20 protein-coding genes are annotated in these 25,321 nt (G+C 59.7%); 13 read left to right on the top strand and 7 right to left on the bottom strand.

The annotated features are described in order from the left end of the window. Entirely contained in the window at nucleotides 1-1,599 is a 1,599-nt protein-coding gene (gene urtB / locus QPL94_RS07585; protein ID WP_285356566.1) for an urea ABC transporter permease subunit UrtB, read from the bottom strand. A gap of 101 nt (nucleotides 1,600-1,700) precedes the next feature. After that, complete coding sequence (urtA, locus tag QPL94_RS07580) at nucleotides 1,701-3,008, bottom strand: urea ABC transporter substrate-binding protein (RefSeq protein WP_285356565.1); 1,308 nt, start codon at nucleotides 3,006-3,008, stop codon at nucleotides 1,701-1,703. A gap of 350 nt (nucleotides 3,009-3,358) precedes the next feature. Here urtA and atzF point away from each other — a divergent pair, with 350 nt between their 5' ends. The 8 genes from atzF (at nucleotide 3,359) to QPL94_RS07540 (ending at nucleotide 14,548) form a co-directional block, all read left to right on the top strand. Further along, nucleotides 3,359-5,212: an allophanate hydrolase gene (gene atzF, locus QPL94_RS07575; RefSeq protein ID WP_285356564.1), complete on the top strand. Its 1,854-nt coding sequence runs from the start codon at nucleotides 3,359-3,361 to the stop codon at nucleotides 5,210-5,212. Nucleotides 5,213-5,226: 14 nt separating this feature from the next. Continuing rightward, complete coding sequence (gene uca / locus QPL94_RS07570) at nucleotides 5,227-8,859, top strand: urea carboxylase (RefSeq protein ID WP_285356563.1); 3,633 nt, start codon at nucleotides 5,227-5,229, stop codon at nucleotides 8,857-8,859. 320 nt (nucleotides 8,860-9,179) lie between these two features. Beyond that, nucleotides 9,180-9,905: a GntR family transcriptional regulator gene (locus tag QPL94_RS07565; RefSeq protein ID WP_285356562.1), complete on the top strand. Its 726-nt coding sequence runs from the start codon at nucleotides 9,180-9,182 to the stop codon at nucleotides 9,903-9,905. Between the two features lie 421 nt (nucleotides 9,906-10,326). Next, the gene (locus QPL94_RS07560; protein WP_350310610.1) at nucleotides 10,327-10,596 is read left to right on the top strand and encodes a ComEA family DNA-binding protein; all 270 of its coding nucleotides are present in this window, start codon (nucleotides 10,327-10,329) and stop codon (nucleotides 10,594-10,596) included. A 139-nt stretch (nucleotides 10,597-10,735) separates the two neighbouring features. Continuing rightward, on the top strand, nucleotides 10,736-11,515 hold the full coding sequence (locus QPL94_RS07555; protein WP_137437258.1) for a (Fe-S)-binding protein: 780 nt from the start codon (nucleotides 10,736-10,738) through the stop codon (nucleotides 11,513-11,515). Then, nucleotides 11,512-12,975: a LutB/LldF family L-lactate oxidation iron-sulfur protein gene (locus QPL94_RS07550; protein ID WP_285356560.1), complete on the top strand. Its 1,464-nt coding sequence runs from the start codon at nucleotides 11,512-11,514 to the stop codon at nucleotides 12,973-12,975. Before QPL94_RS07555 ends, QPL94_RS07550 begins: the two co-directional genes overlap by 4 nt. Further along, a complete protein-coding gene (locus QPL94_RS07545) occupies nucleotides 12,972-13,631 on the top strand; it encodes a LutC/YkgG family protein (protein ID WP_285356559.1) in 660 nt (219 codons plus the stop codon). Before QPL94_RS07550 ends, QPL94_RS07545 begins: the two co-directional genes overlap by 4 nt. Continuing rightward, nucleotides 13,628-14,548, top strand: coding sequence for a DMT family transporter (locus tag QPL94_RS07540; RefSeq protein WP_285356558.1), 921 nt, complete (start codon nucleotides 13,628-13,630; stop codon nucleotides 14,546-14,548). Before QPL94_RS07545 ends, QPL94_RS07540 begins: the two co-directional genes overlap by 4 nt. 19 nt (nucleotides 14,549-14,567) lie before the next feature. Here QPL94_RS07540 and gloA read toward each other — a convergent pair whose 3' ends face one another. Both gloA and QPL94_RS07530 read right to left on the bottom strand, forming a co-directional pair. Continuing rightward, entirely contained in the window at nucleotides 14,568-15,125 is a 558-nt protein-coding gene (gloA, locus tag QPL94_RS07535; RefSeq protein ID WP_285356557.1) for a lactoylglutathione lyase, read from the bottom strand. Between the two features lie 135 nt (nucleotides 15,126-15,260). Continuing rightward, nucleotides 15,261-16,397 (bottom strand): alkane 1-monooxygenase, encoded by a 1,137-nt coding sequence (locus tag QPL94_RS07530; protein WP_285356556.1) that lies wholly within the window; start codon nucleotides 16,395-16,397, stop codon nucleotides 15,261-15,263. A 204-nt stretch (nucleotides 16,398-16,601) separates the two neighbouring features. Here QPL94_RS07530 and QPL94_RS07525 point away from each other — a divergent pair, with 204 nt between their 5' ends. The 5 genes from QPL94_RS07525 (at nucleotide 16,602) to QPL94_RS07505 (ending at nucleotide 22,753) form a co-directional block, all read left to right on the top strand. Beyond that, on the top strand, nucleotides 16,602-17,267 hold the full coding sequence (locus QPL94_RS07525) for a GntR family transcriptional regulator (RefSeq protein WP_285356555.1): 666 nt from the start codon (nucleotides 16,602-16,604) through the stop codon (nucleotides 17,265-17,267). An 82-nt stretch (nucleotides 17,268-17,349) separates the two neighbouring features. Next, complete coding sequence (locus QPL94_RS07520) at nucleotides 17,350-18,384, top strand: DUF6160 family protein (protein ID WP_228263263.1); 1,035 nt, start codon at nucleotides 17,350-17,352, stop codon at nucleotides 18,382-18,384. A 54-nt stretch (nucleotides 18,385-18,438) separates the two neighbouring features. Continuing rightward, nucleotides 18,439-19,497, top strand: a complete 1,059-nt coding sequence (locus tag QPL94_RS07515; RefSeq protein WP_285356554.1) for a lysylphosphatidylglycerol synthase transmembrane domain-containing protein — start codon at nucleotides 18,439-18,441, stop codon at nucleotides 19,495-19,497. Beyond that, nucleotides 19,494-21,713, top strand: a complete 2,220-nt coding sequence (locus QPL94_RS07510; protein ID WP_285356553.1) for a glycosyltransferase — start codon at nucleotides 19,494-19,496, stop codon at nucleotides 21,711-21,713. The genes QPL94_RS07515 and QPL94_RS07510 overlap by 4 nt, the downstream gene beginning before the upstream one ends. A 92-nt stretch (nucleotides 21,714-21,805) precedes the next feature. Beyond that, nucleotides 21,806-22,753, top strand: coding sequence for a YbgA family protein (locus QPL94_RS07505; protein ID WP_285356552.1), 948 nt, complete (start codon nucleotides 21,806-21,808; stop codon nucleotides 22,751-22,753). A 9-nt stretch (nucleotides 22,754-22,762) separates the two neighbouring features. On the opposite strand, the gene QPL94_RS07500 is transcribed toward QPL94_RS07505, so the two are convergent. The 3 genes from QPL94_RS07500 to QPL94_RS07490 form a co-directional block, all read right to left on the bottom strand. Then, nucleotides 22,763-23,494: a DUF481 domain-containing protein gene (locus QPL94_RS07500; RefSeq protein WP_285356551.1), complete on the bottom strand. Its 732-nt coding sequence runs from the start codon at nucleotides 23,492-23,494 to the stop codon at nucleotides 22,763-22,765. A 21-nt stretch (nucleotides 23,495-23,515) separates the two neighbouring features. Then, complete coding sequence (gene trhO / locus QPL94_RS07495; RefSeq protein WP_285356550.1) at nucleotides 23,516-24,526, bottom strand: oxygen-dependent tRNA uridine(34) hydroxylase TrhO; 1,011 nt, start codon at nucleotides 24,524-24,526, stop codon at nucleotides 23,516-23,518. A gap of 182 nt (nucleotides 24,527-24,708) precedes the next feature. Beyond that, nucleotides 24,709-25,269, bottom strand: coding sequence for a porin family protein (locus QPL94_RS07490; RefSeq protein ID WP_285356549.1), 561 nt, complete (start codon nucleotides 25,267-25,269; stop codon nucleotides 24,709-24,711). Nucleotides 25,270-25,321 lie beyond the last annotated feature (52 nt).

Here is a 25,321-nt window from a genome sequence, read left to right as displayed (position 1 = left end):
TCAGCCCTCCGCTGCCCGGCCTTTCTGGGGGAAGAGCCCCTTTGGCCGTTTCTGGATGAATAGAATGATGAACACCAGCACGATGATCTTGGCGAGTACGGCACCGGCCCAGGGTTCCAGCAGCTGGTTGATGGTGCCCAGGGAGAGCCCGGCAATCAGCGTGCCCCAGAGGTTGCCCACGCCACCGAACACCACCACCATGAAGGAGTCGATGATGTAGTTCTGGCCCAGGTTGGGGCCGACGTTGGTGAGCTGGGAAAGCGCCACCCCGGCCAGGCCGGCAACGCCGGAGCCCAGGGCAAAGGTCATGATGTCTACCCGCGTAGCGCGGATGCCCATGGAGCGGGCCATGTTGCGGTTCTGGGTCACAGCGCGCACTTCCAGGCCCAGGCGGGTCTTGCGCATGATCAGCATCAGTGCCGCGAAAACCACCAGCGCGAAGCCCAGCACGTACAGGCGATTGAGGGTGAGCGAGAGTGCGTCGTTGATCACCAGCGAGCCGCTCATCCACTCCGGCGTGACCACGGTACGGTTCTGGGGGGAGATCACGGTACGCACCAGTTGCTGCAGGATCAGGCTGATACCGAAGGTGGCCAGCAGGGTTTCCAGGGGGCGGCCCTTCAAATACTGGATCACGCTGCGTTCGATGATGATGCCTGCGGTGGCGGCCACCAAAAAGCCGGCGGGAATCGAGAGAATCAGTGCCAGGCCGGGCTGGCCGGGGAAGAGCTGCTGCATGCCCCAGGTGGTGTAGGCGCCCAGCATGATCAGTTCGCCGTGGGCCATGTTGATCACGCCCATCACGCCGAAGGTGATGGCCAGGCCGATGGCGGCGAGTACCAGAACCGAGCCGAGGCTGAGGCCAAAATAGAGGGTCTCTGCAGCACGGTTCAGTTTCAGTTTCTGTTCGATGGTGCTCAGTGCCTGTTTGGCCTTGGTGGCCAGCGCAGGATTCTCGCCCCGGACGGCCTCGTTGAGGGCGGCGCGGGCACGGGGGTGCAGGCTGCCGGCCAGCACGTCCACGGCCTCCAGGTTGCCCTCGCCCACCCGGTAAATGGCCAGGGCTTCTTCAATTCGGTTGCGCACTTTTGCGCTCTCTTCCAGTTCCAGACGCGCTTCCAGCGGCTCGACCAGGGAGGCGTCCACCTTGCCCATCATGTCCTGTGCGGAGGCTTCACGCACGTTCGGGTCCGGGGCGTTCAGGTCCAGCATGGCCAGTATGCCTTCAAGCTGGCCACGAATGCGGTTGTTGATGGCGACCCTGTCCAGCTCACGGCGGGACATGTCGTCCATGTTCTCTCCGGTCAGCGGGTTGGCAATTGTCCAGTCGCGGCCCCGGTTGTTCAGCACCACGACGACCTGGCCCGTGTCTTTTACCCGGCTCAGGCGGTTGTTGCCGTAGGCTTCAAGCCAGCCCCTGGCTCTGGAATCACCGCTGCTGACGATGGCCTGGATGGCCTGCTCCACTTGGCTGGCCGGCGCTTCTGCGAGGTTGAACAGCAGTTGCTTGCCGGGATCGTCCTGCTGTGCGGTGGCAGGAAGTGAGAGCACGGAAGCCAGGGCAATAAGCAGCAATGTGAGCGATCGGAGGATGCCCATAATCTGTCCTGTCTGTTGAAAGCGGGTTGCGGAGGCGACAACCGGGGGCCGCGTACTGGCCACCCCCGGTCTGCCTGTATTGCTATATCAGCTGCTAGGCCTTACTCGTCGGCAGCCGCCATTTCGCCGGCGGAGGCGCCGCAACTGCCGGTTTTGGTGTTGAAGGTTCCGCAGAACATCGGCTTGCGCCAGTCGGCAATCAGGTCCCTTGAACCGGGCAGGTAGTCAGACCAGGCATCGCCAGCGACGGTGGACGGGGTTTCCCAGACCACGGAGAACTGGCCGTTGTCCTGGATTTCGCCAATCAGCACCGGCTTGGTGATGTGGTGGTTGGGCATCATGGCGGCGTAGCCACCGGTCAGGTTGGGTACGGATACACCGATGATGGCGTCTTTCACGGCGTCCACGTCGGTGGTGCCGGCTTTTTTGACGGCCTCGATGTACATGTTGAAGCCGATGTAGTGGGCTTCCATCGGGTCGTTGGTGACGGCTTCTTCGTCACCGGTGTGTGCCACCCACTGATCGATGAAGTCGTAGTTGGCGTCGCTGTCCACGCTCATGAAGTAGTTCCAGGCAGCCAGGTGGCCAACCAGCGGGCCGGTGTCGATACCGGAGAGCTCCTGCTCACCCACAGAGAAGGCAACCACCGGGATGTCGGAGGCGGAGATGCCCTGGTTGCCCAGTTCGCGGTAGAACGGCACGTTGGCGTCGCCGTTGATGGTGGAGACCACGGCGGTCTTCTTGCCAGCGGAACCGAAGCGCTTGATGTCAGACACGATGTTCTGCCAGTCGGAATGCCCGAAAGGCGTGTAGTTGATCATGATGTCTTCCTTGGCCACGCCCATGTCCATCAGGTAGGTCTCAAGGATCTTGTTGGTGGTGCGCGGGTAGACGTAGTCCGTGCCCGCCAGTACCCAGCGTTCAACACCGATGTTGTTCATCAGGTAGTTCACCGCAGGAATCGCCTGCTGGTTGGGAGCGGCGCCGGTGTAGAAGACGTTCTCGGAAGACTCTTCACCTTCGTACTGAACCGGGTAGAACAGCAGGCCGTTGAGTTCCTCCACCACCGGCAGTACGGATTTGCGGGACACCGAAGTCCAGTTGCCGAAGATCACGTCGACCTTTTCCTGGGCCAGCAGCTCGCGGGCTTTTTCCGCAAACAGTGGCCAGTTGGAGGCCGGGTCTACTACCACCGCTTCCAGTTGGCGGCCGAGCACGCCGCCTTCGGCGTTCTGCTTTTCAATGAGCATTTCCACGGTGTCTTTCAGGACCGTTTCACTGATGGCCATGGTGCCGGAGAGTGAGTGAAGGATACCGACCTTGATCGGGTCCTCGGCGGCCATGGCGTTAAGGGAGACAGAGAGGGCCAGCGCTGAGAGGCCAAGTTTCACGTGTTTTTTGATGGTCATGTTGTGCGTCCTTGTTTGCAGGTTGGTTCGTGCCATTCGCTTGAGTAAACGCACTCCTGCCACTGCATCTGTCGTTCCAGCTTTCACTGAACCCCATCCAAAACAGCAAGTTATCTAGTATACAAGCTATCCGGCACCTCCCTTCCCGCGTTCCAGAAGCCACAAATCTTCGGTTTCCGGGCCTTTTTCTGGTGCATCTGCCCATCGATAGTGCGCCCTCAAAATGTCTCCTTTCTTGCCATATCCACATATCTATCTGTTTCTATTGGTTATTTTTAAATCCACTTCGAATGGCACGGGCATTGCCATTGCTCATGTATACAAGTTGATAACGCACATGAGGACGAACCATGCCCGCAACACTCGGATGGACCATTGAGGACTGGCGGAACGCCTATCAATCGGGCGCTACGCCCGAGAAACTGCTAGGCGAACTGGTCGCCAGCCTGGATACAGCCGACAACGCCTGGATTGCACTGTCAGGGAGCACGCAGTTGCAGGCGGCGTTGTTCGATCTGGCGGGTACCCTTAACAAGGTGGGTGGCGATATCAGCCGCCTGCCGCTGTATGGCGTTCCTTTCGCAGCGAAGGACAATATTGACGCTGTCGGGTTCGAAACCACGGCAGGCTGCCCGGCCTATGCCTATTCGCCGGAAGAGGACGCCACGGTGATTGCCCGGCTGAAGGCCGCAGGTGCCGTGCTGATCGGCAAGACCAACCTCGACCAGTTTGCCACCGGGCTGGTGGGCACACGCTCGCCTTATGGGGCGGTCTCCAATGCTTTCAATCCGGATGTGATCAGCGGGGGCTCCAGCTCGGGTTCGGCCTCTGTTACGGCACGCGGCCTGGTGCCGTTTGCGTTGGGCACGGACACCGCCGGCTCCGGCCGGGTGCCCGCCGGGCTGAACAATCTGGTGGGGTTGAAGCCCACCAAAGGGCTGTTCAGCATCCACGGGGTGGTGCCGGCCTGTCGTTCCCTGGATTGTGTGTCGATTTTTGCGCTGACCGTGAACGACGCCGGTCGGGTGGCCGATGCCATGGACGGTTTTGATGCCGACGATGCCTTCTCCCGCAAGGCGCCCTATGCCCTGCCCCTGGATGGCCCGGCCATTCGTCGCCCCGGCCCGATCAAGCGCCTGGCCATTCCCGAACACCCGCAATGGTTTGGTGACCAGCAGGCAGAAGCCGCCTGGAACACGGCCATCAGCCAGTGGCGCCAGCAGAATGTGGAGCTGGTGCCCCTGGACTTCAGCCCCATGCTGGAACTGGCAGCCCTGCTCTATGAAGGCCCCTGGGTGGCAGAGCGCCATGCCGCGGTGGAATCCTTCATGGCCAGCCATGGCAACGAGATGAACCCGGTGGTGAAAAGCATCATCGCCAACGCCGGCAAGTTCACGGCCACGGATACCTTCGGGGCCCAGTACCGCAAGGAAGAACTGCTGCGCCAGATTGATGAATTGCTGGCCGATGTGGATGCCCTGCTGGTGCCCACCGCCCCCACGGCGCCGACCATTGAAGCGGTCAACAACGACCCGGTCACGCTGAACAGCCAGCTGGGCACCTACACCAATTTCGTCAACCTGGCGGACTTCAGTGCCCTGGCCATTCCCGCCGGCTTCCGGGACGATGGCCTGCCCTTCGGCGTTACCCTGATCAGCGGCGCCTGGAAAGACACCGAACTGCAGCACCTGGCCTGCCAGTGGCTGAATGCCCACCCCACCCCATTGGGCGCCACCGACAAACCCCGGCCGGAAGAAACACCCGGCGCGGAGATTTCCACGCCCACCATCCAGGTGGCGGTGGTCGGTGCGCACCTTAGCGGCATGCCTTTGAACACCCAGCTCACCGAGCGTTACTCCGCACTACTGGAGCAGACCACCACCTCCGCCAACTACCGCCTCTATGCCCTGCCCAACACCACGCCGCCCAAGCCCGGGCTGAAGCGGGTGGCAGATGGGGAGGGCCGGCAAATCATCGTGGAAGTGTGGGAAATGCCGGCCTCGGCGTTCGGCTCCTTTGTGGACCTGATCCCGGCGCCGCTGGGCATCGGCAATGTGGAACTGGCGGATGGCCGCTGGGTGAACGGTTTTATCTGCGAAGGCTACGGCTTTGAAGGCGCCCGGGACGTGACCGAGTTCGGCGGCTGGCGCGCTTACATCACTTCCCTCAATTCTGGCAATTCCGGCACATCCGGCAAGGCTTAAGGAGATTCCACACCATGTTCAGCAAAGTACTGATCGCCAACCGCGGTGAAATCGCCGTTCGCACCATCCGTACCCTCAAGGCCATGGGCGTTGCCAGCGTGGCCGTGCATTCCCATGAAGACCGCCACAGCCTGCATGTGACAACGGCCGATGAAGCGGTCGCCCTGACAGGCAACGGCGCCAGCGAAACCTATCTCGACAAGGCGCAGATACTCGCCGCCGCCAGACAGACCGGTGCCGAGGCCATCATTCCCGGTTACGGCTTTCTTTCTGAGAACGCCGACTTCGCGGAAACCTGTGAGGCCGAAGGCATTGTGTTCATCGGCCCCACGCCAACCCAGATGCGCGAGTTCGGCCTGAAACACCGGGCCCGGGAACTGGCGGAAGCCGCCGGCGTGCCCCTGGCACCGGGTAGCGGCCTGCTGGACAGCCTGGACGAAGCGGTTGCCGTAGCCAACAAGCTGGGCTACCCGGTGATGCTGAAAAGCACCGCCGGCGGTGGCGGCATCGGCCTGACCCGGTGCAACAGCGAAGCCGAACTGCGGGACGCCTTTGAAACCGTGCGCCGCCAGGGCCAGAGCTTCTTCAATGACAGTGGCGTGTTCCTGGAGCGCTTCATCGCCCGCGCCCGCCATGTGGAAGTGCAGATGTTCGGAGATGGCGAAGGCAATGTGGTCGCCCTGGGTGAACGGGACTGTTCTCTGCAACGTCGCAACCAGAAAGTAGTGGAAGAAACCCCGGCCCCGAACCTGCCAGCCGCCACCCGCCAGCAAATGCTGGACGCGGCCGTGTCTCTCGGCCAGTCGGTGAATTACCGCTCCGCCGGCACCGTGGAATACATCTACGACGCCGACCGGGACGAGTTCTATTTCCTGGAAGTGAATACCCGCTTACAGGTGGAGCATCCGGTGACCGAGTCTGTTACCGGCCTGGACCTGATCGAGTGGATGCTGAAGATCGCCGCCGGCGAAAGCCCGGACCTGGCCAGTTTCGAGCCGGAACTGAACGGCGCGTCCATGGAAGTGCGCATCTACGCCGAAGACCCGCTGAAAGACTTCCAGCCCTCCCCGGGCGAGCTGACTGATGTGCACTGGCCGGAAGACGGCGTGCGCATCGATACCTGGGTGGAAAACGGCAGCCAGGTCTCGGCCCACTACGACCCGATGATCGCCAAGCTGATCGTCCACGGCAAAGATCGCGCCGACGCCCTGGCCAAACTCAAAGCCGCCCTGGCAGAGACCCGGTTGATGGGCATCGCCACCAACCTGGATTACCTGCGCCAGGTGGTGGCCCAGCAAAGCTTTGCCGATGGCATTGTTTCTACGCGTGCGCTGGAGAGCTTCGAGTTCAAACCCTCGGTGGCGGAAGTGGTCAAACCCGGTACCTATACCACCGTGCAGGATTACCCCGGCCGTGTGGGCTACTGGAACATTGGCGTGCCACCGAGTGGCCCGATGGACGATTACGCTTTCCGCATTGCCAACCGTATCGTGGGTAACCACTTTGAGGCGGCGGGTCTGGAAGCAACGCTGATCGGCCCCAGCCTGAAGTTCCACAAGGACTCGGTGGTGGCCCTGACCGGTGCGCTGACCGAAGCCACGCTGGACGACAAAGCGGTGGAATTCTGGAAACCCATCACCGTAAAAGCCGGCCAGGTTCTGGCGGTGGGTAAGGCCATCAAGGGTTGTCGCACCTATCTGGCGGTTCGCGGCGGGTTCGATGTGCCGGTGTACCTGGGCAGCCGCTCCACCTTCGCCCTTGGCCAGTTCGGCGGCCATGGCGGCCGGCCATTGCGCCCCGGTGACATGCTGGGCATCAGCCAGATCAGCCTGCCGGCCTGCACCACGACGGCACCAACCCACGACCCGGCCCCGGCGGACCCGGACCTGATCCCGGATTATCCCGACCACTGGGAAATCGGCGTGCTCTATGGCCCTCATGGCGCCCCGGATTTCTTCACCGAAACGTCCATCGAGAAGTTCTTCGAGCAAGACTGGGAAGTGCACTACAACTCCAACCGCCTGGGCATCCGCCTGAACGGCCCCAAACCCGAATTCACCCGGGAAGACGGCGGCGAAGCTGGCCTGCACCCCTCCAACATCCACGACTGCGAATACGCCATCGGCTCCATCAACTTCACCGGCGACATGCCCGTGATCCTGACCAAGGACGGCCCCAGCCTGGGCGGCTTCGTATGCCCGGTGACCATCGCCAAGGCGGAACTGTGGAAAGTTGGCCAGGTAAAACCCGGCGACACTATCCGCTTCGTGGCCATCGATAACGATACCGCCGTCAAACTGTCCAAACGCCAGGAACTGGCCATCAACAGCCTGATGGCGCCACCGGTGCCGAAGCTGATGGCTCCGGATCTCGCACCGCTGAACGGCCTGTCCGCTACCATCCTCGCCCACCTGGAGGAAACCGACGGCCGCCCGGAAGTCACCTACCGCCAGGCCGGCGACCAGTACATATTGCTGGAATACGGCCCCAACGTGATGGACCTGGGCGTGCGTTTGCGCATCCATGCCCTGATGGAAGCCATCGCTGATGTGCAACCCGCGGGACTACTGGAACTGTCCCCGGGTGTGCGTTCCCTGCAGCTAAGATACGACGCCCGCATCTTGCCGCAGCAGGCACTGATGGAATACCTGCTGGACCTGGAAGCCACCCTGCCGCCCACGGACGAACTGAAAGTCCGCAGCCGCGTCATCCACCTGCCCATGGCCTTCGAAGACACCGCCACCCTCGAAGCGGTGGACAAATACCGCCAGTCCGTCCGCGACACTGCACCCTGGTTGCCCAATAACGTTGACTTCATGCAACGCATCAACGGCCTGGCAACGCGGGAAGAAGTGGCGGATGTATTGTTTTCGGCAAGATACCTGGTACTGGGCCTGGGCGACGTCTACCTGGGCGCCCCCTGCGCCGTGCCCCTGGACCCAAGGCACCGCCTGTTAACGTCCAAATACAACCCGGCCAGAACCTACACCGCCGAAGGCACCGTGGGTATCGGCGGCGTCTACATGTGCATCTACGGCATGGACTCCCCGGGCGGCTACCAGCTGGTCGGCCGCACCCTGCCCATCTGGAACAAATACCTCAAAAACCCCCAGTTCGCCGAAGGCGCCCCCTGGCTGCTGCGGTTCTTTGACCAGGTGTGCTACTACCCCGTTTCCGAAGCCGAACTGGACGACATGCGAGACCAGTTCCGCGCCGGCCAGCTGACAGTAAAGATCGAAGAAGAAACCTTCGACCTCAAAACCCACCAGGCCTTCCTCGACGCCAACGCCGACTCCATCGCCGACTTCCGCAAACTGCAGCAGGCAGCCTATGCCAAAGAAGTGGCCCTGTGGAAAGACAGTGAAGCGGCGGAACTCGACAAATTGGCCAAGGCACCGCCGAAAGCGGATGTGTCTGACCTCGAGCGATTCGGGGAACTGGTGAGTGCGGAGATCGCCGGCAACATCTGGAAGTGCCTGGTAAAGCCCGGGGATACCGTGGCAGAGGGTGATCCACTGGTGATCGTCGAGGCCATGAAAATGGAATTCGAAATAAACGCCACACTTGCCGGCCAGATCAGCGCCATGCATGTTGAGCCCGGCAAGGCCGTTACTCCCGGCGAACCTCTGTTGAGCATCAAAGTTTAGCTTGGGAGTTTGACCTCTTAATGTGCTGGCCTCCTGCTTTGGAGTGCCGCCGCTGGGGGAAGGCCTGTCACAGACACGCCGTGAACCCATCCATGGGGGCTTGAGCGCAGCATCCCTGCTGCGCACAGTCTGTGACAGGCCTTCCCCCACCGGCTTTTCCAGGCTTGAGTGACTGCGGTTTGAAGAAAAACTATGTTTGGAGCGGAGACAGGTGCTTAATCCTGGCCTGGGCTCTACCCGAGTTTTGAAACCCTCACCCCGCCAGCCGGCCCCAGAGGCCAAGCACCAAACCAAGAGGCCCCGCAGACAAAGGAACGAGCATGGCAACAACCACCAAAAGAAAAGAGTCCATGGCAGACAGGGTTTATGAAGCCCTGAAGGACGACATCTTTGAGTTTCGGCTGATCCCCGGCGACAAATTCAGCGAGGGAGATGTGGGAACGCGCCTGAAGGCCAGCCGTACGCCCGTACGGGAAGCCCTGTATCGGCTGCAGCGGGAAGGCTTCGTGGAGGTGCTGTTCCGCAGCGGCTGGCAGGTGAAGCCATTCGACTTCCAGCAGGTCGAAGAACTCTACGACCTGCGCATCACCCTCGAACGGGCCGCGATGCACAAGATCTGCCAGTTGCAGGAAATGCCACAGACCGTCAGAACCCTCACCGCCATCTGGAACCCGGACCACCCCTCCGAACGCGCAGTCGGCAGCACCGTTAGAGCACTGGATGAAAGCTTCCATTGCGACCTGGTCAGCGCCGCCGGCAACCGGGAAATGACACGGATTCACCGGGAAATCACCGACCGCCTGCGAATCATCCGTCGGCTGGACTTTACCCGCGACGACAGGATTGATGCCACTTACCTGGAACACGCCGAAATACTCGAGGCCATTCGGGCCGGCCATGCGGTGGAGGCGGCGGATCGGTTAACAAACCATATCCGCATCAGTCAGAAGGCCGTGCGGGAGATCACCATGGAGAAGATCCGCGAGGCCGCTGAAGCCCACCAGTCGTCATCAAGGTCCAGCCTGGAAAATGCCGCAAAAACATGAACCTATATTCATTTATAGGGTGCCGGGGAAGATTACAAATCTGTAAGAGATATCGCACAGACCACAGAGCGAATGTCCGATTTCTCGATAACCGTTCCCACGTAGAATGGTCAGCGTCAAGGATGAGAAGCCGGCAAGGACCGCTGGCTCAGGGAAGATAACTCCACGGAACAGGAGTTGCCCAGGGAATCAGGGCTTACAGGGACGACTCACAGGGAAGACGCGCACAGGATGGTGCGCAAGCCTGAAGGATCAGGCATGGGGTCAGCCACGGATTCAGGATCACATGGAATGTGTTCCGGTCCGTGCACTTGTCCCCCTCTCACTCCCCAGTTTCCTGCTTCTTGCTCCATCAGCTCCGCCGCTTTTGCGTCCTGACGAATAATCAGACACGTAAATTCACTCTCAGGAGCCTACTAGAATGAAACGCACCCCGATTATGGCCATGATGGTCCTTCTGTTCAGCCTGTTCGCCGGTTTTGCCCACGCTGAGCCCGCCACCATCAATATCAACACCGCAGACATTGAAACCCTGGCCAGCCTCAACGGCATCGGGCAGAGCAAGGCCGAAGCCATCGTGGCCTATCGCGATGCCAACGGGCCTTTCCAGTCCAGCGAAGACCTCACCAACGTCAAGGGCATTGGCGAGCGCACGGTTGAAAAGAACGCCGAGCGCCTGACGGTCAAATAAGCCTGGCGGGCAGTGGCCTGGCGCCGCTGCCCCCTTCCTCCCCCTCCACGGAAACTTCCCATAAAGTCGCCTGGCAACACCCGGCTTGCCGCCCTATCATTGTGAGTTACTAACAACGATAAGGATGAGCGGCAGCGAAATGGTTGATCCCATCAAGGTATACCCGGCCAAACCCTCCAAAGTCTATTTCTACGGCACCTGTCTGGTAGACATGTTCTACCCGGACGCAGGCATGGCCGGCATTCAGCTACTGGAGCGGGAAGGGATCGAGGTGATCTACCCCGAAGACCAGACCTGTTGCGGCCAGCCTGCCTATACCTCCGGTTACCACGACGAAGCCCGCGCGGTTGCAAAGGCCCAGCTCGGGCTGTTCCCGGAAGACTGGCCGATTGTGGTGCCTTCCGGTTCCTGTGGCGGCATGATGCGAAAGCACTACCCCGCGCTGTTCAAGGATACCGCCGACGACGTGAAGGCGGCGGAGATTGCCGGGCGGATTTGGGAGCTGACGGATTTCCTGGTGAACGTGTGCCACATCAAACTGGATGACCTGGGCGAGCCCACGACCGTGGCCATGCATACCTCCTGTTCTGCGCGCCGGGAAATGGGCGTGGCGGAAGTGGGCCCGAAACTGCTGGGGCAACTGAAGAACGTCAACCTGGTGGAACAGGTACGGGCTGAGGAGTGCTGCGGTTTTGGCGGTACCTTTGCCATACGTCATCCGGAGATTTCCGGCGCCATGGTCAGTGAAAAAGTGGACACCCTCGTGGACACCGGCGCCAAGGAATTCGTCACCACCGATTGCGGCTGCCTGATGAACATTGACGGCTACGCCGAGAAGAACCACAAGCCTGTCACCGGCCAGCACATTCTGAGCTTTCTCTGGGAACGCACCAACGGCGATGGGGGCAAACGCTCATGAGCGAAACAGCACAGAACTCCTCACAGCACTCCTCACAGCACTCCGCCCATCACATCGATGTAAAGGAATTCCACCCGCGCGCCCGGGCGGCCATCCATAACCCGCAGATTCGCCAGAACTTCCGCAAGGCGATGGACGGGCTGATGACCAAGCGCAAGTCCGCGTTCGAGGGCTGGGACCTGGAGACCCTGCGGGATCTGGGGGCCAATATCCGCCTGCGGGCGCTGGCCAACCTGCCGGACCTGCTGGAGCAGCTGGAACAGAAACTGACCGAGAACGGCATTACCGTGCACTGGGCCACCGATGGTGACGAGGCCTGCGAGATCGTGCGGGACATTTGTCTGGCCCGGAACGCCAAGAGCGTGATCAAGGGCAAGTCCATGGTGTCCGAGGAAATGGAGCTGAACCATTACCTTGAGGAACAGGGTATTGAGGCCCTGGAGTCGGATCTGGGCGAATACATCGTGCAGCTTGCTGACGAAACGCCGTCTCACATCATCATGCCGGCGATTCACAAGAACACCGAAGAGATTTCCCAGCTCCTGCACAACAAGACCGGCACCGACCTGTCCCACGATGTGGAATACCTGACCGCCAGTGCCCGTTTGCAGTTGCGCGAGAAATTCATGAATGCGGATGTGGGCGTCTCCGGCGTGAACTTCGCCGTTGCCGAAACCGGCACCCTGTGCCTGGTGGAGAACGAAGGCAACGGGCGTATGACCACAACCGTGCCGCCCTGCCACATTGCCGTGACCGGCATCGAGAAGGTGGTGCCCAACCTGGAGGACGTGACCGCCCTGCTGGCACTGCTGACCCGCTCGGCCACCGGCCAGCACATCACCACCTACTTCAACATGATTTCCGGCCCCCGCAAGGCTGATGAGCTGGACGGACCGGAAGAGGTCCATGTAGTGCTGGTGGACAATGGCCGCTCCACCATCTACCAGGACGACGAACTGCTGGACACCCTGCGCTGCATCCGTTGTGGCGCCTGCATGAACCATTGCCCGGTCTATACCCGTGTGGGTGGCCATACCTACGGCACCACCTACCCTGGCCCCATCGGCGCGATCCTGATGCCCCACATGGTGGGCCTCGACGAAGGGCGGCACCTGCCCACGGCTTCCAGCCTTTGCGGCGCCTGTGGCGAAGTCTGCCCGGTGAAGATTCCCATCCCGGACCTGCTGGTGCGCCTGCGCCAGGAATCCGTGGACGGTGATATGGTGCACCCCGCGAAGGTTGCTGGCCATGGCGCCAAGCGCGGCGCCGTGGAAGCCATGATCTGGAAAGGCTGGAGCTGGATGCATGCCCGGCCAGGGATCTACCGGTTGGGCACCGCCCTGGGCGCACGTTTTCGCAAACTGCAGCCGGGTAAGATCGGCGGCTGGACACAATACCGTACAGCTCCGAAGCTGGCCGCCAAAACCCTCCACGAACGGATGAAGGAGCGCAGCCAGTGAGTTCCCGTGACGCTATCCTGCAACGCCTGCGCCACCGCTCCGGCGGCGAGCTGACCGCTCCGGAATGTGACTTTTCGGTGCTTGACCGGCCCGAGTGGAGCACGGCTGAAAAGCTGGACATGTTCGAGCAGACCATCGAATCCGTCCATGGCGAAGTACACCGCACCACCGAGGCCGGCTGGATTGACCGGCTGGCTGAAATCCTGCAATCCCGGGGGGCCCAGACCCTACTGATTGCGAAGGATCACGAGATCGGCAAAGCCTTGCAGAGCGCCACGAAAGGCCGTGAAGACCTGCCGCACCTGCTTATCTACGACGAGCCGGTGGAAAGCTGGCAGGAAACCCTGTTCAGCGAAGTGGACGCAGGCATTACTTCCACCCGTGGCGGCATTGCCGAAACCGGCTCGCTGATCCTGTGGCCTTCGGTGGATGAACCGCGGCTGATGAGTCTGGTACCCCCTATTCATATTGCCGTGCTGAAGGCCAGTGAGCTTTACACCACCTTCCATCAGGCCATGCAGTCCCAGGGTTGGGCCACTGGCATGCCGACCAATGCGCTGTTAATCTCCGGGCCATCCAAAACCGCCGATATCGAGCAGACCCTTGCCTACGGTGTCCATGGTCCCAAGGAGTTGATCGTACTGGTTATTGAATGATCCGAGGCGCATTACTGATCGCCCTGGCCGCCCTGCTCTGGGCGACCACGGGTATTGTTGCAAAATTCCTGTTTACCGGGTCCGACCTGCAGGCGGTGACGCTTGCTTTTCTGCGCCTGGCAGTGGCACTGCCGTTTTTCTTTGTGCTGATGCGCAGGGAACAGCGGTCACTGGCCCGCAGCTCCACCCCCTTACCGAAATTTACCCGCAAGGCACTGATGCCACTGGTCGCCCTGGGTCTCTTCCAGGCTATCTACCAGGGCAGTTACTTGATGGCCGTGGATATGACCGGTGCCGGTATCGCCACGCTGATTGCCCTGTGCCTGGCTCCGGTGCTGGTGGCCATCATGGCGGCGCCGCTGCTGGGTGAAAAACCCGGGCTGGTGACCATTCTGGCCCTGGCAGCGGCCATAGCCGGCACCGCCATGCTGGTGGTCAGTGATATGGACAGCACCGGCACGCTGCGCCTGGGGGGTATCCTGATGGCGATTCTGGCGGCCCTGGTGTACGCCGGGTTCACGCTCACCAGTCGCCATACCTCCACGGGCACTCCGGTATTTACCACGGCATTTATCTGCTTTTTTACGGCGGCGCTCATCCTGTTGCCGGTCGTGGCCATAAGCGGTGGTTTTGACGGGCTGGACAACCTCGGGTTCGGGCAATGGCTGATGGTGGCTTACATCGGCATTGTGCCGACCTGCCTGGGGTATGTGAGCTTTTTCAGTGGCATGAAGACAACGCCGGCAACGCTGTCCAGCATTATCGTGACCCTGGAGCCACTGTTCGTGGCGCTGCTGGCCTGGCTGTTCCTGGGCGAGAAACTGGGAATAATCGGGATCACCGGCGCGCTGATTCTCACGGCGGCGGTGATAGTGGCATCCAGAAGCAGTGCCGGGAACCGTTCCGACACTGCCTGATACGGCGGTTCAATCCGGCTTACGCGTCCTCTGCTGCCCGGCGCTGTTTTTCAAGCATGTTCGGCTGCAGGATTTCGATCCAGTAACCATCCGGGTCCTTGACGAACGCCAGTCCTTTCATCTTGCCGTCGTCCGGCTTCTTGGCGAATTCCACGCCGAGCTTTTCAAGGCGGTCACAGGCACTGTAAACATCCGGCACGGCAACGCCGATGTGGCCAAAGCCCTGGGGCTCGTCGTTACCGTTGTGGTAGCTGAACTCTTTCTGGTCCTCGGTGCCCCAGTTGTGGGTCAGCTCCAGCATGGCTTCGCGGCCGAAGATGAAGGTGGTGCGGTAAGCATCATCGTGGGGCACCATGTTGGCCTGGCGGTCGTCCAGGTAGGCCAGGAAGTAGAGCGTGAATTTCATTTCCGGGAAGTCGAGTTTTCTGACGAGGCGCATGCCCATTACCCGGGTGTAGAAGTCCATGGAGCGCTCGGGGTCTTTGATGCGCATCATGGTCTGGTTGAAGACGTAGCCTTCGGTTTCGGGTACTGGTGCTTCGTGCAGGCCTGGGGCTTGTTCGAAGTGCTTGGGCATGGGGTGCTCCCTTTTTTATGCGTTCAGGATTCAACATTATACCTGTGTGCGTTTCGGGAAGATTTCAAGGGCGGGAGTTAACGTATAAAAAAAGACCCCACAGTCAGAGACACAAACCTGTGGGGCCTTGAAAACCTACACCAGCTGGTGCTCTTCGCCTTCGTAGTAGGCCTCTACCCTTGGGTTCATCACCTTCTTCCACAGTGGCGGAATCATTGCCAGGACAACCATGGCGGCGTAGCCGGCCGGGAGCTGCGGGGCAATTTCGTGGTGACGGAGCACCTGGTAGCGGCGCTTGGCCCAGGCGTGGTGGTCGCTGTGGCGCTGCAGGTGGAACAGGAACACGTTGGTGAGGAAGTAGTTGGAGTTCCAGCTGTGCTCCGGGCCGGTGCGTTCGTAGCGGCCGTTTTCGAGTTTGCGGCGGTGGAGGCCGTAGTGTTCGAGGTAATTGACGATTTCCAGCAGGTTCAGGGCGATGAAGCTCTGACCCAGGAAGAACGCAGCGCCCAGCCAGCCGAAGGCGACGGTGAAGGCGGCCAGTGCCAGCGCGGAGATGCTGTACCACCAGATCAGTTCGTTGCGCCAGCTGAAGGCTTTGTGGCCTTTCTTCTGCAGGCGTTTGGCTTCCAGCTTCCAGGCGTTCATGAAGTTGCGGGCGTAGGCCTGGGGCAGGAAGTTATAGAGCGACTGGTTGTAACGCGAGGACGAAGCGTCTTCGGGGGTGGAGACGTGTACGTGGTGGCCGCGCAGGTGTTCGACCTTGAAGCCCGCATAGCACACCAGGGACAGCAGGAAGCCGCCGGCCCAAGTTTCAAGTTTGCCGTCTTTATGGATAAGTTCGTGGGCGACGTTGATGCCCAGGCCACCGACGATGCCGACGGAAAAGATCCAGCCAATGCCGCCGGCCACACTGAAGGTACCGGAGGCCAACACGAACATGCTCCACACCAGCAACACCGCAAAGGCAGCAACCCAGCCCAGGGTGATGAACTTGTAGAAGACTTCCGAGTTCATGCGGGGCGTGTCTGTTTCCTCGTCCGGGTTGAGGGCATCTTTGCCCAGCAGCAGGTCGAGGATGGGGATGATGCCGAACACCACCACCGGAACGCCCCAGGCGAACAGGTTCACCGATCCGGTGGCCTGCCCGGCCGCCAGCAATAACGGTGGTAGCGCCAGAGGCACCATCGCAATCAGATAGCTGTATTTCTTGAGTGTCAGCAGCACCTTCCGGCGTGCGGATTCGGTGCCCAGGGTCAATGGTTTGGTACTCACGGGTCTTCCCTCATTGGCTGTTGCATTGGATCTTGGTGATCGCTTGTTGTTATCTGCATTATTGTCCTACAATATTACAGTCGTCAACCCATGAATGGTATTTTTTGATCAATATCAGGTTTGGCCGGCGGTAACTTCCTGACAATCCAAGACTAAATGGCTGTGATAAACTCAATCCGCATTTCCCCTGTTCAGAGAGCCCTTATGGATTTTCAGGTTCCCAACACCCTTGCCGAGCAGATTGCCAACTACCTGGCCGAGCGCATCATGACCGGCCAGATCCGGCCCGGAGAGCGCTTGCAGGAGGCCACCACCGCCAACGAGCTGAAGGTGAGCCGGGCTTCGGTGAAGGAGGCGCTGTACACGCTGGAGCGCTGGCACCTGATCGAGATCACCCCGCGCAAGGGCGCATCCGCCACCAGGCTGGACGCGGTGCATGCGGCTGAGCTCTATGATGTGTACATGCACCTGCTGATCATGCTGGCACGGCGCCTGTGTGAGCGTTGGCAGGAGGAAGACAAGGCGGAGTTATTGCTGGCTGTTGAAAAGGTGACCGGCCAGATGCAGAGCAAGGACGCCAATATCACCGCTGTTGTGGAAGCCAGCTTCAATGTGATGGAGGTGTGCTGCGGGGTGGTGGGCAACCCCTATCTCACCGAGGCGCTGACCAACTTCAAGCCCGCCGTCAGCCGGGCGTATTACCTGAGTGCGGACCGTTACCGGCAGGACCTGGACCGGACCGGCCTGTTTTTCACCCGCCTGACGAAGGCCATCCTGGCGCGGGATGCTGATGACTCCGAGACACTGGTGGCCGAGTTTGGCGCCCATCAGAAAGCGTTGATCCAGCAGGCGCTGGCCTCTTCGGCCTGACCAGGTCTGTGATCCAACTCACAGACAGCTGTTGTTATCACGCTTACTGTAACAGTCTGTAACAATAATAATCGGGGCCACCATGACACGTCGAAACACCCGAAAGCGCCTGGAACAAGTCACGCCTGCCCTGGGCAGGTTCTTTACCCTGAGTCTCGCTGCCAGCCTGTCACTGCCTGTGATGGCGGATTTCCGGCCGCTGGATGACACCACGATGGGTGAAGTCACCGGCCAGACCGGTGTCACCATCGAGATGGAAACCAGGGTCGAGATGGACCGCCTGAGCTGGACCGATGAAGGCTCACTGAACGTTGATGGCATCCGCCTCTCCGGCCACAACGACACCGTGCTGGACAACCTCAAGTTCACCCTGGATATCGCCGGCCAGGATGAAGTGCTGACCCACGGCTTTTCCGAGATTGCCCGCCGTGCGGACGCTGGCCTGCTGGACACGTCCAATCCGGACGTCGCTGACGCCCTGGCCCGCTATGCAGTGGGCGGTGGTTACGGCAAACAGTTCGACAGCGGCGACCTGGTGATTCACCTGGGCGCCACGGACTACGGCGACCCCACCAGCCTGGACGATTACCTGCAGGCGGTAGACTTTGAACTGGCCGTAGACAGCGTTGAGGCCACCGGTTCCGCCGGCACCGCCAGCCTGTTTTCCAACGTGATGCTGCAAGGCTACATCGGCCCAACGGACCTGGTGATCCGCAACCAGGGCAACAACACCCGCACGCTGGCCAATGGCAACGAGGTGTCCGGTTCGGAACTGCAGCTCGACACCCACTTCGAGATCACCGACGGCAGCCTGGACTGGGATGCCGCCGACGTCATCCTGCTGTTCAACTTTGCCGCAGTTGGCATTGAGGGACTGCAGATCCATAACCGCCGGGGCGACGACACGCTGGGGCACTTCGGGATGGCCAGCGCCACCGCGAAGCTCTCGCGTGGTACCAGCGCAGTGTCCGGCAAGGAAGGGTTGTCCATCCATGACGTGGATTTCCGCGCCGATATCGATATGCCGGTGTTCAAGGTAGGTGGCACCAGCATTGGTTCGGTGCAATTCACGGACTTTGCCATAAAAAACACCACCATGATGGTGTATGGCCACTAGACAAGCCCCCCGCTAACAACAGTAAACTGCCCGTCTCCTAATGGCGGGCAGGTCATGACCAACATCCCGGATCAAGATTACCAACAACGCGCGTCCTGGCGCAGGCTGACTGCTTTCAGCCTGATTTTTATTGCCATGACGGCGGCCGGGCTTTACGCGGTGTACGACCAGTTTGCCGGGCGTAGCGTCACCTTTGACATGCGCCTGGTTTCCACGCAAGCCCTTGTATCCATTGTTGCCCTGCTGATCGTTTATTTCACGGCCGACGGGCTACGGCTGCACTTTACCCTGCGGGCCCTGGGGCACCGCTTGCCCTTCCCGGTGATTTTCCGGCTGGTGTTCATCAACCTGTTCTTCTCCAACGTCACCCCCATGGCCACCGGCGGCGGCTTTGCGCAGATCTGGTACCTGCAGCATCATGGGGTTCCGGTGGGCCGGGCCACGGCAGCAACCACCATCCGCACTGTCATCGCGGTGATCTTCATTTTTTCCCTCACGCCGGTCTTTCTGCTTACCCTCAGCGCACTGGATAACCAGCCCCTGGTGGGCGAACTGGGGCCGATACTGGCTTTGCTGATCCTCCTCTATCTCGGTTTTTTCATGGTGGTTCTGTTCCGCACGCAGTGGTTGATTGGCCCACTGGGGCGACTGCTAGGCTTATTGCACCGGTTCCATCTGATCAGTGAGCGCAGGCATCGTCGCTGGCAATTCAAGGCCAAACGGGAGATGCTGCGTTTCGCCCTCAGCTTTGGCCATTACCTCAATGGGCCAAAACAGTTTGTTGCGCTGTCAGTGATATTCACCTTCATATTCCTGCTCAGCCTGTTCAGTTTTCCGGCGCTGCTGATCTCGGCACTGGATTACGATGTAGACTATATGGTGAGCACGGGCCTGCTGGTGGTAACCACATTCGTGATGTATTTTTCACCAACACCCGGTGCATCCGGCATATCGGAAGGCGTATTCGGCAGTTTCTTCCGCGACATACTCACCGCCAATCACCTGGTACTGGTGACCATCAGCTGGCGATTCATCACCATCTATATCGGAATGCTGACAGGGCTTGTGGTTCTGCAGCGGGAACTGGTGAGGAACCGAAAGGAAGCCCCATGACACGGCGTCATCCGCTAAAAATCCTGTTCTACGTCACCCTGGCGATCGTCGTGCTGCTGATCGGGTACAAGGGCTACCTGAATTTTTTCGAGCCGGATTTCGAGGCTCTGCACACGGAGCAGGTAGCCCGTATCAGTGACGAACTGTCCGGTACCGGCGGTTTCAGCTTTGCGGTTGTGGGCAATATCAACAACTCCATTGGCGTTTTCGAAGAGCGCATGATTCCGGTACTCAACCAGTCTGACCTGGACTTTGTCGTTTCTGCCGGCAACGCCGTCAGCGGGGGTGGCGAGGACAAGTACCGGGCCATCCAGGGCACCCTGTCCCACCTGGAGATCCCCTACCTGCTCACCTTTGGTGAGAATGAGTACGAAAACTTCGGCAGCTACCGGTTTTACGACCACTTCGGCCCCCACTTCTTCAGCATAAAGGCGGGCGGTGCCCGGCTTATATTCCTGGACAGCACCGGCAAAACACCCTGGCAGTGGCAGATCCGCTGGCTGAACGACCTGTTGGATCAGGAGCCCAACCAGTTGCGTTTTCTGTTCATCGGGCACCCGTTGCTGGAACCGGATCAGCAGGCCCCGTTCGAGCAGGACGACGATTTCCTCGAGCCGCCGGAGTTCCGGCAAGCCCTGCTTGAGGCCATTGCCAGGCACGATGTGGATATGGTGTTCTCCGCCAACCTGTCCCTGTATGCCGACCAGGTTCAGGGCGATACCCGTTTCATCACCACCGGTGGGGCCGGGGGGCTGGTGCTCAACGATGACACCAGCTTCTACCATTACGTGCGCGTGGATGTGAGCGAAGACGGAGCAATCAGCCACTCACTGGAACGACTGGAGGCTGCGCAGCATCCGGTGCTGAGCACGCTGGAATCCCTCTGGTTCTTCATCTACTCCCTGTTCTATGTTGGCTATGTGAACTTCATCCTGCTGGTCGCTGTATTCGTGCTGATCAGCATCAAGCTCTATACCGCCATTTTCGTGGAGAAAGACTACTACCCGGACTATGACCTGGACCCACAACCCTGGCTGTCCCGGCCATTGCGGGTTGCCATGTTTACCAACAACTACCTGCCGTTTATCGGCGGCGTCCCCATCTCTATCGAGCGCTTGCGCAAAGGCCTGGAAACCCTGGGCGATGCCATCCTGATTGTGTGCCCGCGGTATCGTGACCAGCCCAGGCAGGAAACCAACGTGGTTCGGGTTCCGTCACTGCTGTCCATGGGAGAGAATCGCGAGTTCCGGCTGGCCAATATTTTCCTTTCTCAGATCCGTAAGCGACTGAGGGCCTTCAAGCCGGACATCATCCACCTGCACCACCCCATCTGGCTCGGTGGGTCCCTGGGGTTGTTCATCGCCCGGCGCCTTAAAGTACCGGCGGTGTACACCTACCACACGCGCCTTGAGCATTACGCACACTTTGTTCCCCTGCCGGGCAACCTGTTCCGCAATCTGATCTCTCACGAGCTGATCAGACACTTCGCCAACAAATGCGATGGCGTTATCGTGCCCACCTACTCCACCGAGGAGTACCTGCGGATGATTGGCGTCAAGAGCCCCGTGTTTGTTCAGCCGACTGGCATCGAGTACCAGCGCTTCCAGGAAGTGGATGATGAAGATGTCCGCAAGTTACGGGATTCCCTGGGGATCGGTGATGAAACCGTGTTTATCAGCGTCTCGCGACTGTCCAACGAAAAGAACATCGATTTCATGATCAATGCCATCGATGAGCTGCGCCGGCGTTCCGATCGCCCTTTCCGTTTTCTGATGATTGGCGAGGGCCACCAGCATCAGCGGCTTCAGCAGCGTATCGATGAACTGGGATTACAAAAGCACTTTACACTGGTTGGCTCCATCCCCCCGGATGATATGGCCACCTGGTATCACCTGGGCGATGCCTTCCTGTTTGCCTCCAAATCCGAAACCCAGGGCATGGTTATTCTGGAAGCCATGGCCGCCGGGCTGCCAGTGGTTGCAGTGCGTTCGAGCGGCATCGATGATGTCGTGCGCCATGGCCACAATGGATTCAAGACGCCGGAGAAACAGGACCAGTGGTGTGAGCGCGTTCAGCAACTGCTGGAGGATGAAGCGCTACGCGAAAAACTGGCCGCCCACGCCCTGGAATTTGCTGCGGATTATTCGGTGGAGCAGTTTGCCCGGGATGTGCGGGAAATCTATGCCCTTATCCTGGCACGTTCGGCTTCCCGGTGACCGTATCAAGGTTACACTTCCAACACAGAATATGATCGGTTTAGACTGGGAAAACGTACCTGTAAGGTACCTTTTAATTCCGGAGACAGACTGTGACAGGCATTCCCGTTGGTATCAGCACCTGCCTGCTGGGCAAGGAAGTCCGCCATGATGGCGGCCACAAGCATTCCCGCTTTTGCACCCAGGTACTTTCCCGCCATTTTGATTTCCGCTCCATCTGCCCGGAGCTGGAAGCAGGGCTGGGTGTGCCCCGCCCCGCTATCCATCTGCGGGAATACCAGGATGGCCTGAAGCTGATCGAATCCAAAGGCACGGCAGACCATACCGACGCCATGCAGGGATTTATCGACCAGGTAATGCCTACTCTGGCGGATCTTCGCGGATATATCCTGATGGCCAAATCACCCAGTTGCGGCATGGAGCGCATCAAGGTGCACAACGCTGATGGCAATGTGACCCGCCGCGATGGCCGGGGTCTGTTTGCGGAGGCACTTATGCATCACTACCCGTTGCTGCCGGTAGAGGAAGAAGGCCGCCTGAACGACGATGCACTGCGGGAAAACTTCGTTGAGCGTGTGTTCGCCTACGATGACTGGATGCAGAACGTGGCCGGTGACAACCTCACTGCCCGTGCCCTGATTGAGTTCCACACCCGCCACAAATTCCAGCTGCTGGCCCACTCCGAGAAAATCTACCGCCAGTTGGGGCCAATGCTCGGGGATCTGAAATCAGAGCCGCTGAAAGACATTGCCGCCCGATACATTGCCTCCTTCATGGAAGCAATGACCCTGCGGGTGAGCCGCGGCTCCCATGTGAATGCCATGCAGCACCTGATGGGCTACCTGCGTGATTCCATGGCCGATGAAGACCGGAAGGTGCTGATGGAGCAGATCGAGGCTTACCACCGGGGTGAAGTGCCCCTGGTGGTGCCGATGACGCTGCTGCGGATGGCCCAGCGGCGGGAACCGGTGGACTACCTCCATACCCAGAAATACCTGACCCCCTACCCGGACGAGCTCGGGCTCCGGAACCGTGTTTAACGGCTCGAATCAGAAGCCGTAAAGCAGCGACAGGGAGATTTCGGTATCGGTGTCGTCCGAACCCTCAGGCTCATCCGAAATGTGCTGTACCAGGTAGGCCAGTTTCATTGAAAGGTTACCAACAACCGTGGCCTGCACGGAGGTTTCGGACTCTGTCACGGTGTTGTTTTCGTCCAGGCCGATTTCTGTGCTCAGCTTCTGGCGAAACAGGGCATTCTCAGACAACGCGTAGTCGAACTGGCCCGCCAGCCGGGCGATGGCCTCTTCTTCGTCCCGATTGCCGTCTGAATCAGGCTCCTCCAGTTTGTTGAACCGGTAACCGACACCGGCCGACAAGTCGAGGAAGGAGCGCTCACCGCGCTGCCAGACCCGGTTACCATAACCGGTGGTCATTGATGACTGGAAGTCGTAGCCGGAGAAGCGGTCGTCCTCATAGGCGCCCCGCAGAAACACGTACTGACTTCCTTCGAACTTATAATCGGTCTGCAGCTCGCCCCGGTACTTCTCGGCAGTGGTCTCATCCTCTGTCTCGGAGAAGGTAGACCGGAACTCACCCTTGTTGCGCCACTCGTCCTCTTCGTATACCAGGCCAAGGCGACTGTTAATGTTGGTTTCCTCGGTGTTGCCGGAGGTGATCAGCACACCAACCTCACCTTCACCTTCCCAGCCTTCATAATCCTGACCAAACACCATCGGTGACACGGCCAGCAACACAATCGCAAGGGTTGTTCTGAACTGCATGAAATCTCCTTGATTTAACGATCAGGGTTTCGCATAACGCTCGCCCAAAGCACTTTTTCGGGCCTGCTGTTCACGCTCTGCCTTTTTTCGGGCCTTTCGCTCTGCAATGATGCGTGCAGCTTCGCCACCGACATGGGCTTCGCCCCGCTCCTCTGCCAGACGCATTTGCCGCTCACGCTCGGCAAAGCGGGCTTTCTGCGCTTCTGTCAGTGAGTCGATACAGCGGTGACAACTCACCCCCTGCTCATACTCCGGGCGCTGCTTGTCTTCCTCGGTGATCGGCCGGCGGCAGGCATGGCATTGGTCGTATTCGCCTCGCTCCAGCTTGTGGTTCACCGTTACCCGGTCATCAAACACAAAGCACTCACCGCGCCACAGGCTCTGTGATTCCGGGACTTCTTCCAGGTACCTGAGAATGCCACCCTTGAGGTGATACACCTCCTCAAAGCCCTGCTCTTTCAGGAACGCCGTGGATTTCTCGCAGCGGATGCCCCCGGTGCAGAACATGGCGACCTTCTTGTGCTTTGACGGATCCAGGTTCTCCTTCACATACTCGGGGAACTCACGGAAGGTATCTGTGGCCGGGTTCCTGGCATTCTCGAAGGTCCCGATCTCCACTTCGTACTGGTTACGGGTGTCCACAACCATTACGTCCGGGTCTGAGATCAGATCATTCCACTCTTTCGCGTCCACATAGGTGCCCACGATGCGTTTCGGGTCGATACCTTCCACACCCATGGTGACGATCTCTTTCTTCAGCTTCACCTTGGTGCGCTTGAAGGGCTGGATATCCACAAAGGATTCCTTGTAGTCGATGCCCTCAAATCGATCATCCGCATCCAGCCAGTTGCGGATGGCATCCACACCCTCACGGCTGCCGGCGATGGTGCCGTTGATGCCTTCACGGGCGAGCAATAAGGTGCCGTGCACATCCCTTTCAAGCATCAGATCCAGCAGCGGCTGGCGAAGGGCTTTGTAATCATTCAGAACTGCGAACTTGTATAGCGCGCAGACAACAACATCCTGGCTCATGAGTCTGGTTACTCCTGCGGGCCGGACCGTAAATCCGGAGCATGGTTAATAATCGCCCAAGGGCGCGAGGCAGCCATTCTAACGAATCCGGGCGCAGGAAAGTATTACGGGGAGTTACAGGGGCAATTCTGAGCAGAACCCGGCACCCGGGAGGGCGCCGGGAAATCACGTGCTGACGCAGATCAGAACAGTACTGCGAAACCGATGGAGACACCGGAGATTTCCGCGCCGTCCTTGTCGATATACTGCATGTACTCGCCGTTGACCTGGAAATCCTGATTGATGTTCAGGTTGGCACCCACGCCGAAGGAAAGGTCGGACTCTGAAGCAGATGCGCTGGCAGAGCCACCAGGGCCTGTTGCGGATGCCGTCAGCTCACCCTTGGTTGCACCCACAATGGCGTAGGGATACACCGGGCTTTCATTGGGGAGGCCAAGTACCATATAGCCGCCTACCAGGTAATCAATCTCAAGGTCCAGAGAGGCACCATTGAAACTGGTAGAATCGTCTTTTGCACCAAAACCCGCACGGAACTCGGCAGCCAGATAGGGATTGATCCGCACCCCGGCTTTACCGACGAGCGCACCCAGATCAAAATCCTCAGAGAGACCGTCCTCTTCATAAGTCACGAAGGCGTAGTTCAGGCCGACATAGCCGCCTTCAACAGCGTCCTGAGCGGAAGCACCGGATGCAAACGATGCCAATACGGCAAACGCAGACCCCAAAACAATCTTGTTCTTCATTGCTTACTCCTTTATAGGGCCAGCCCAGCGACCCCAACCACATGTGTTTATC

The organism is Marinobacter sp. SS13-12, assembly GCF_030227115.1.
Classification (GTDB): Bacteria; Pseudomonadota; Gammaproteobacteria; order Pseudomonadales; family Oleiphilaceae; genus Marinobacter.
This window is presented reverse-complemented; position numbering and strand designations above follow the sequence as displayed.

Coding starts and splice junctions, on each gene's coding strand:
- urtB (WP_285356566.1), bottom strand. CDS start 1,599: ATGGGCATCCTCCGATCGCTCACATTGCTGCTTATTGCCCTGGCTTCC.
- urtA (WP_285356565.1), bottom strand. CDS start 3,008: ATGACCATCAAAAAACACGTGAAACTTGGCCTCTCAGCGCTGGCCCTC.
- atzF (WP_285356564.1), top strand. CDS start 3,359: ATGCCCGCAACACTCGGATGGACCATTGAGGACTGGCGGAACGCCTAT.
- uca (WP_285356563.1), top strand. CDS start 5,227: ATGTTCAGCAAAGTACTGATCGCCAACCGCGGTGAAATCGCCGTTCGC.
- QPL94_RS07565 (WP_285356562.1), top strand. CDS start 9,180: ATGGCAACAACCACCAAAAGAAAAGAGTCCATGGCAGACAGGGTTTAT.
- QPL94_RS07560 (WP_350310610.1), top strand. CDS start 10,327: ATGAAACGCACCCCGATTATGGCCATGATGGTCCTTCTGTTCAGCCTG.
- QPL94_RS07555 (WP_137437258.1), top strand. CDS start 10,736: ATGGTTGATCCCATCAAGGTATACCCGGCCAAACCCTCCAAAGTCTAT.
- QPL94_RS07550 (WP_285356560.1), top strand. CDS start 11,512: ATGAGCGAAACAGCACAGAACTCCTCACAGCACTCCTCACAGCACTCC.
- QPL94_RS07540 (WP_285356558.1), top strand. CDS start 13,628: ATGATCCGAGGCGCATTACTGATCGCCCTGGCCGCCCTGCTCTGGGCG.
- gloA (WP_285356557.1), bottom strand. CDS start 15,125: ATGCCCAAGCACTTCGAACAAGCCCCAGGCCTGCACGAAGCACCAGTA.
- QPL94_RS07525 (WP_285356555.1), top strand. CDS start 16,602: ATGGATTTTCAGGTTCCCAACACCCTTGCCGAGCAGATTGCCAACTAC.
- QPL94_RS07520 (WP_228263263.1), top strand. CDS start 17,350: ATGACACGTCGAAACACCCGAAAGCGCCTGGAACAAGTCACGCCTGCC.
- QPL94_RS07515 (WP_285356554.1), top strand. CDS start 18,439: ATGACCAACATCCCGGATCAAGATTACCAACAACGCGCGTCCTGGCGC.
- QPL94_RS07510 (WP_285356553.1), top strand. CDS start 19,494: ATGACACGGCGTCATCCGCTAAAAATCCTGTTCTACGTCACCCTGGCG.
- QPL94_RS07500 (WP_285356551.1), bottom strand. CDS start 23,494: ATGCAGTTCAGAACAACCCTTGCGATTGTGTTGCTGGCCGTGTCACCG.
- trhO (WP_285356550.1), bottom strand. CDS start 24,526: ATGAGCCAGGATGTTGTTGTCTGCGCGCTATACAAGTTCGCAGTTCTG.
- QPL94_RS07490 (WP_285356549.1), bottom strand. CDS start 25,269: ATGAAGAACAAGATTGTTTTGGGGTCTGCGTTTGCCGTATTGGCATCG.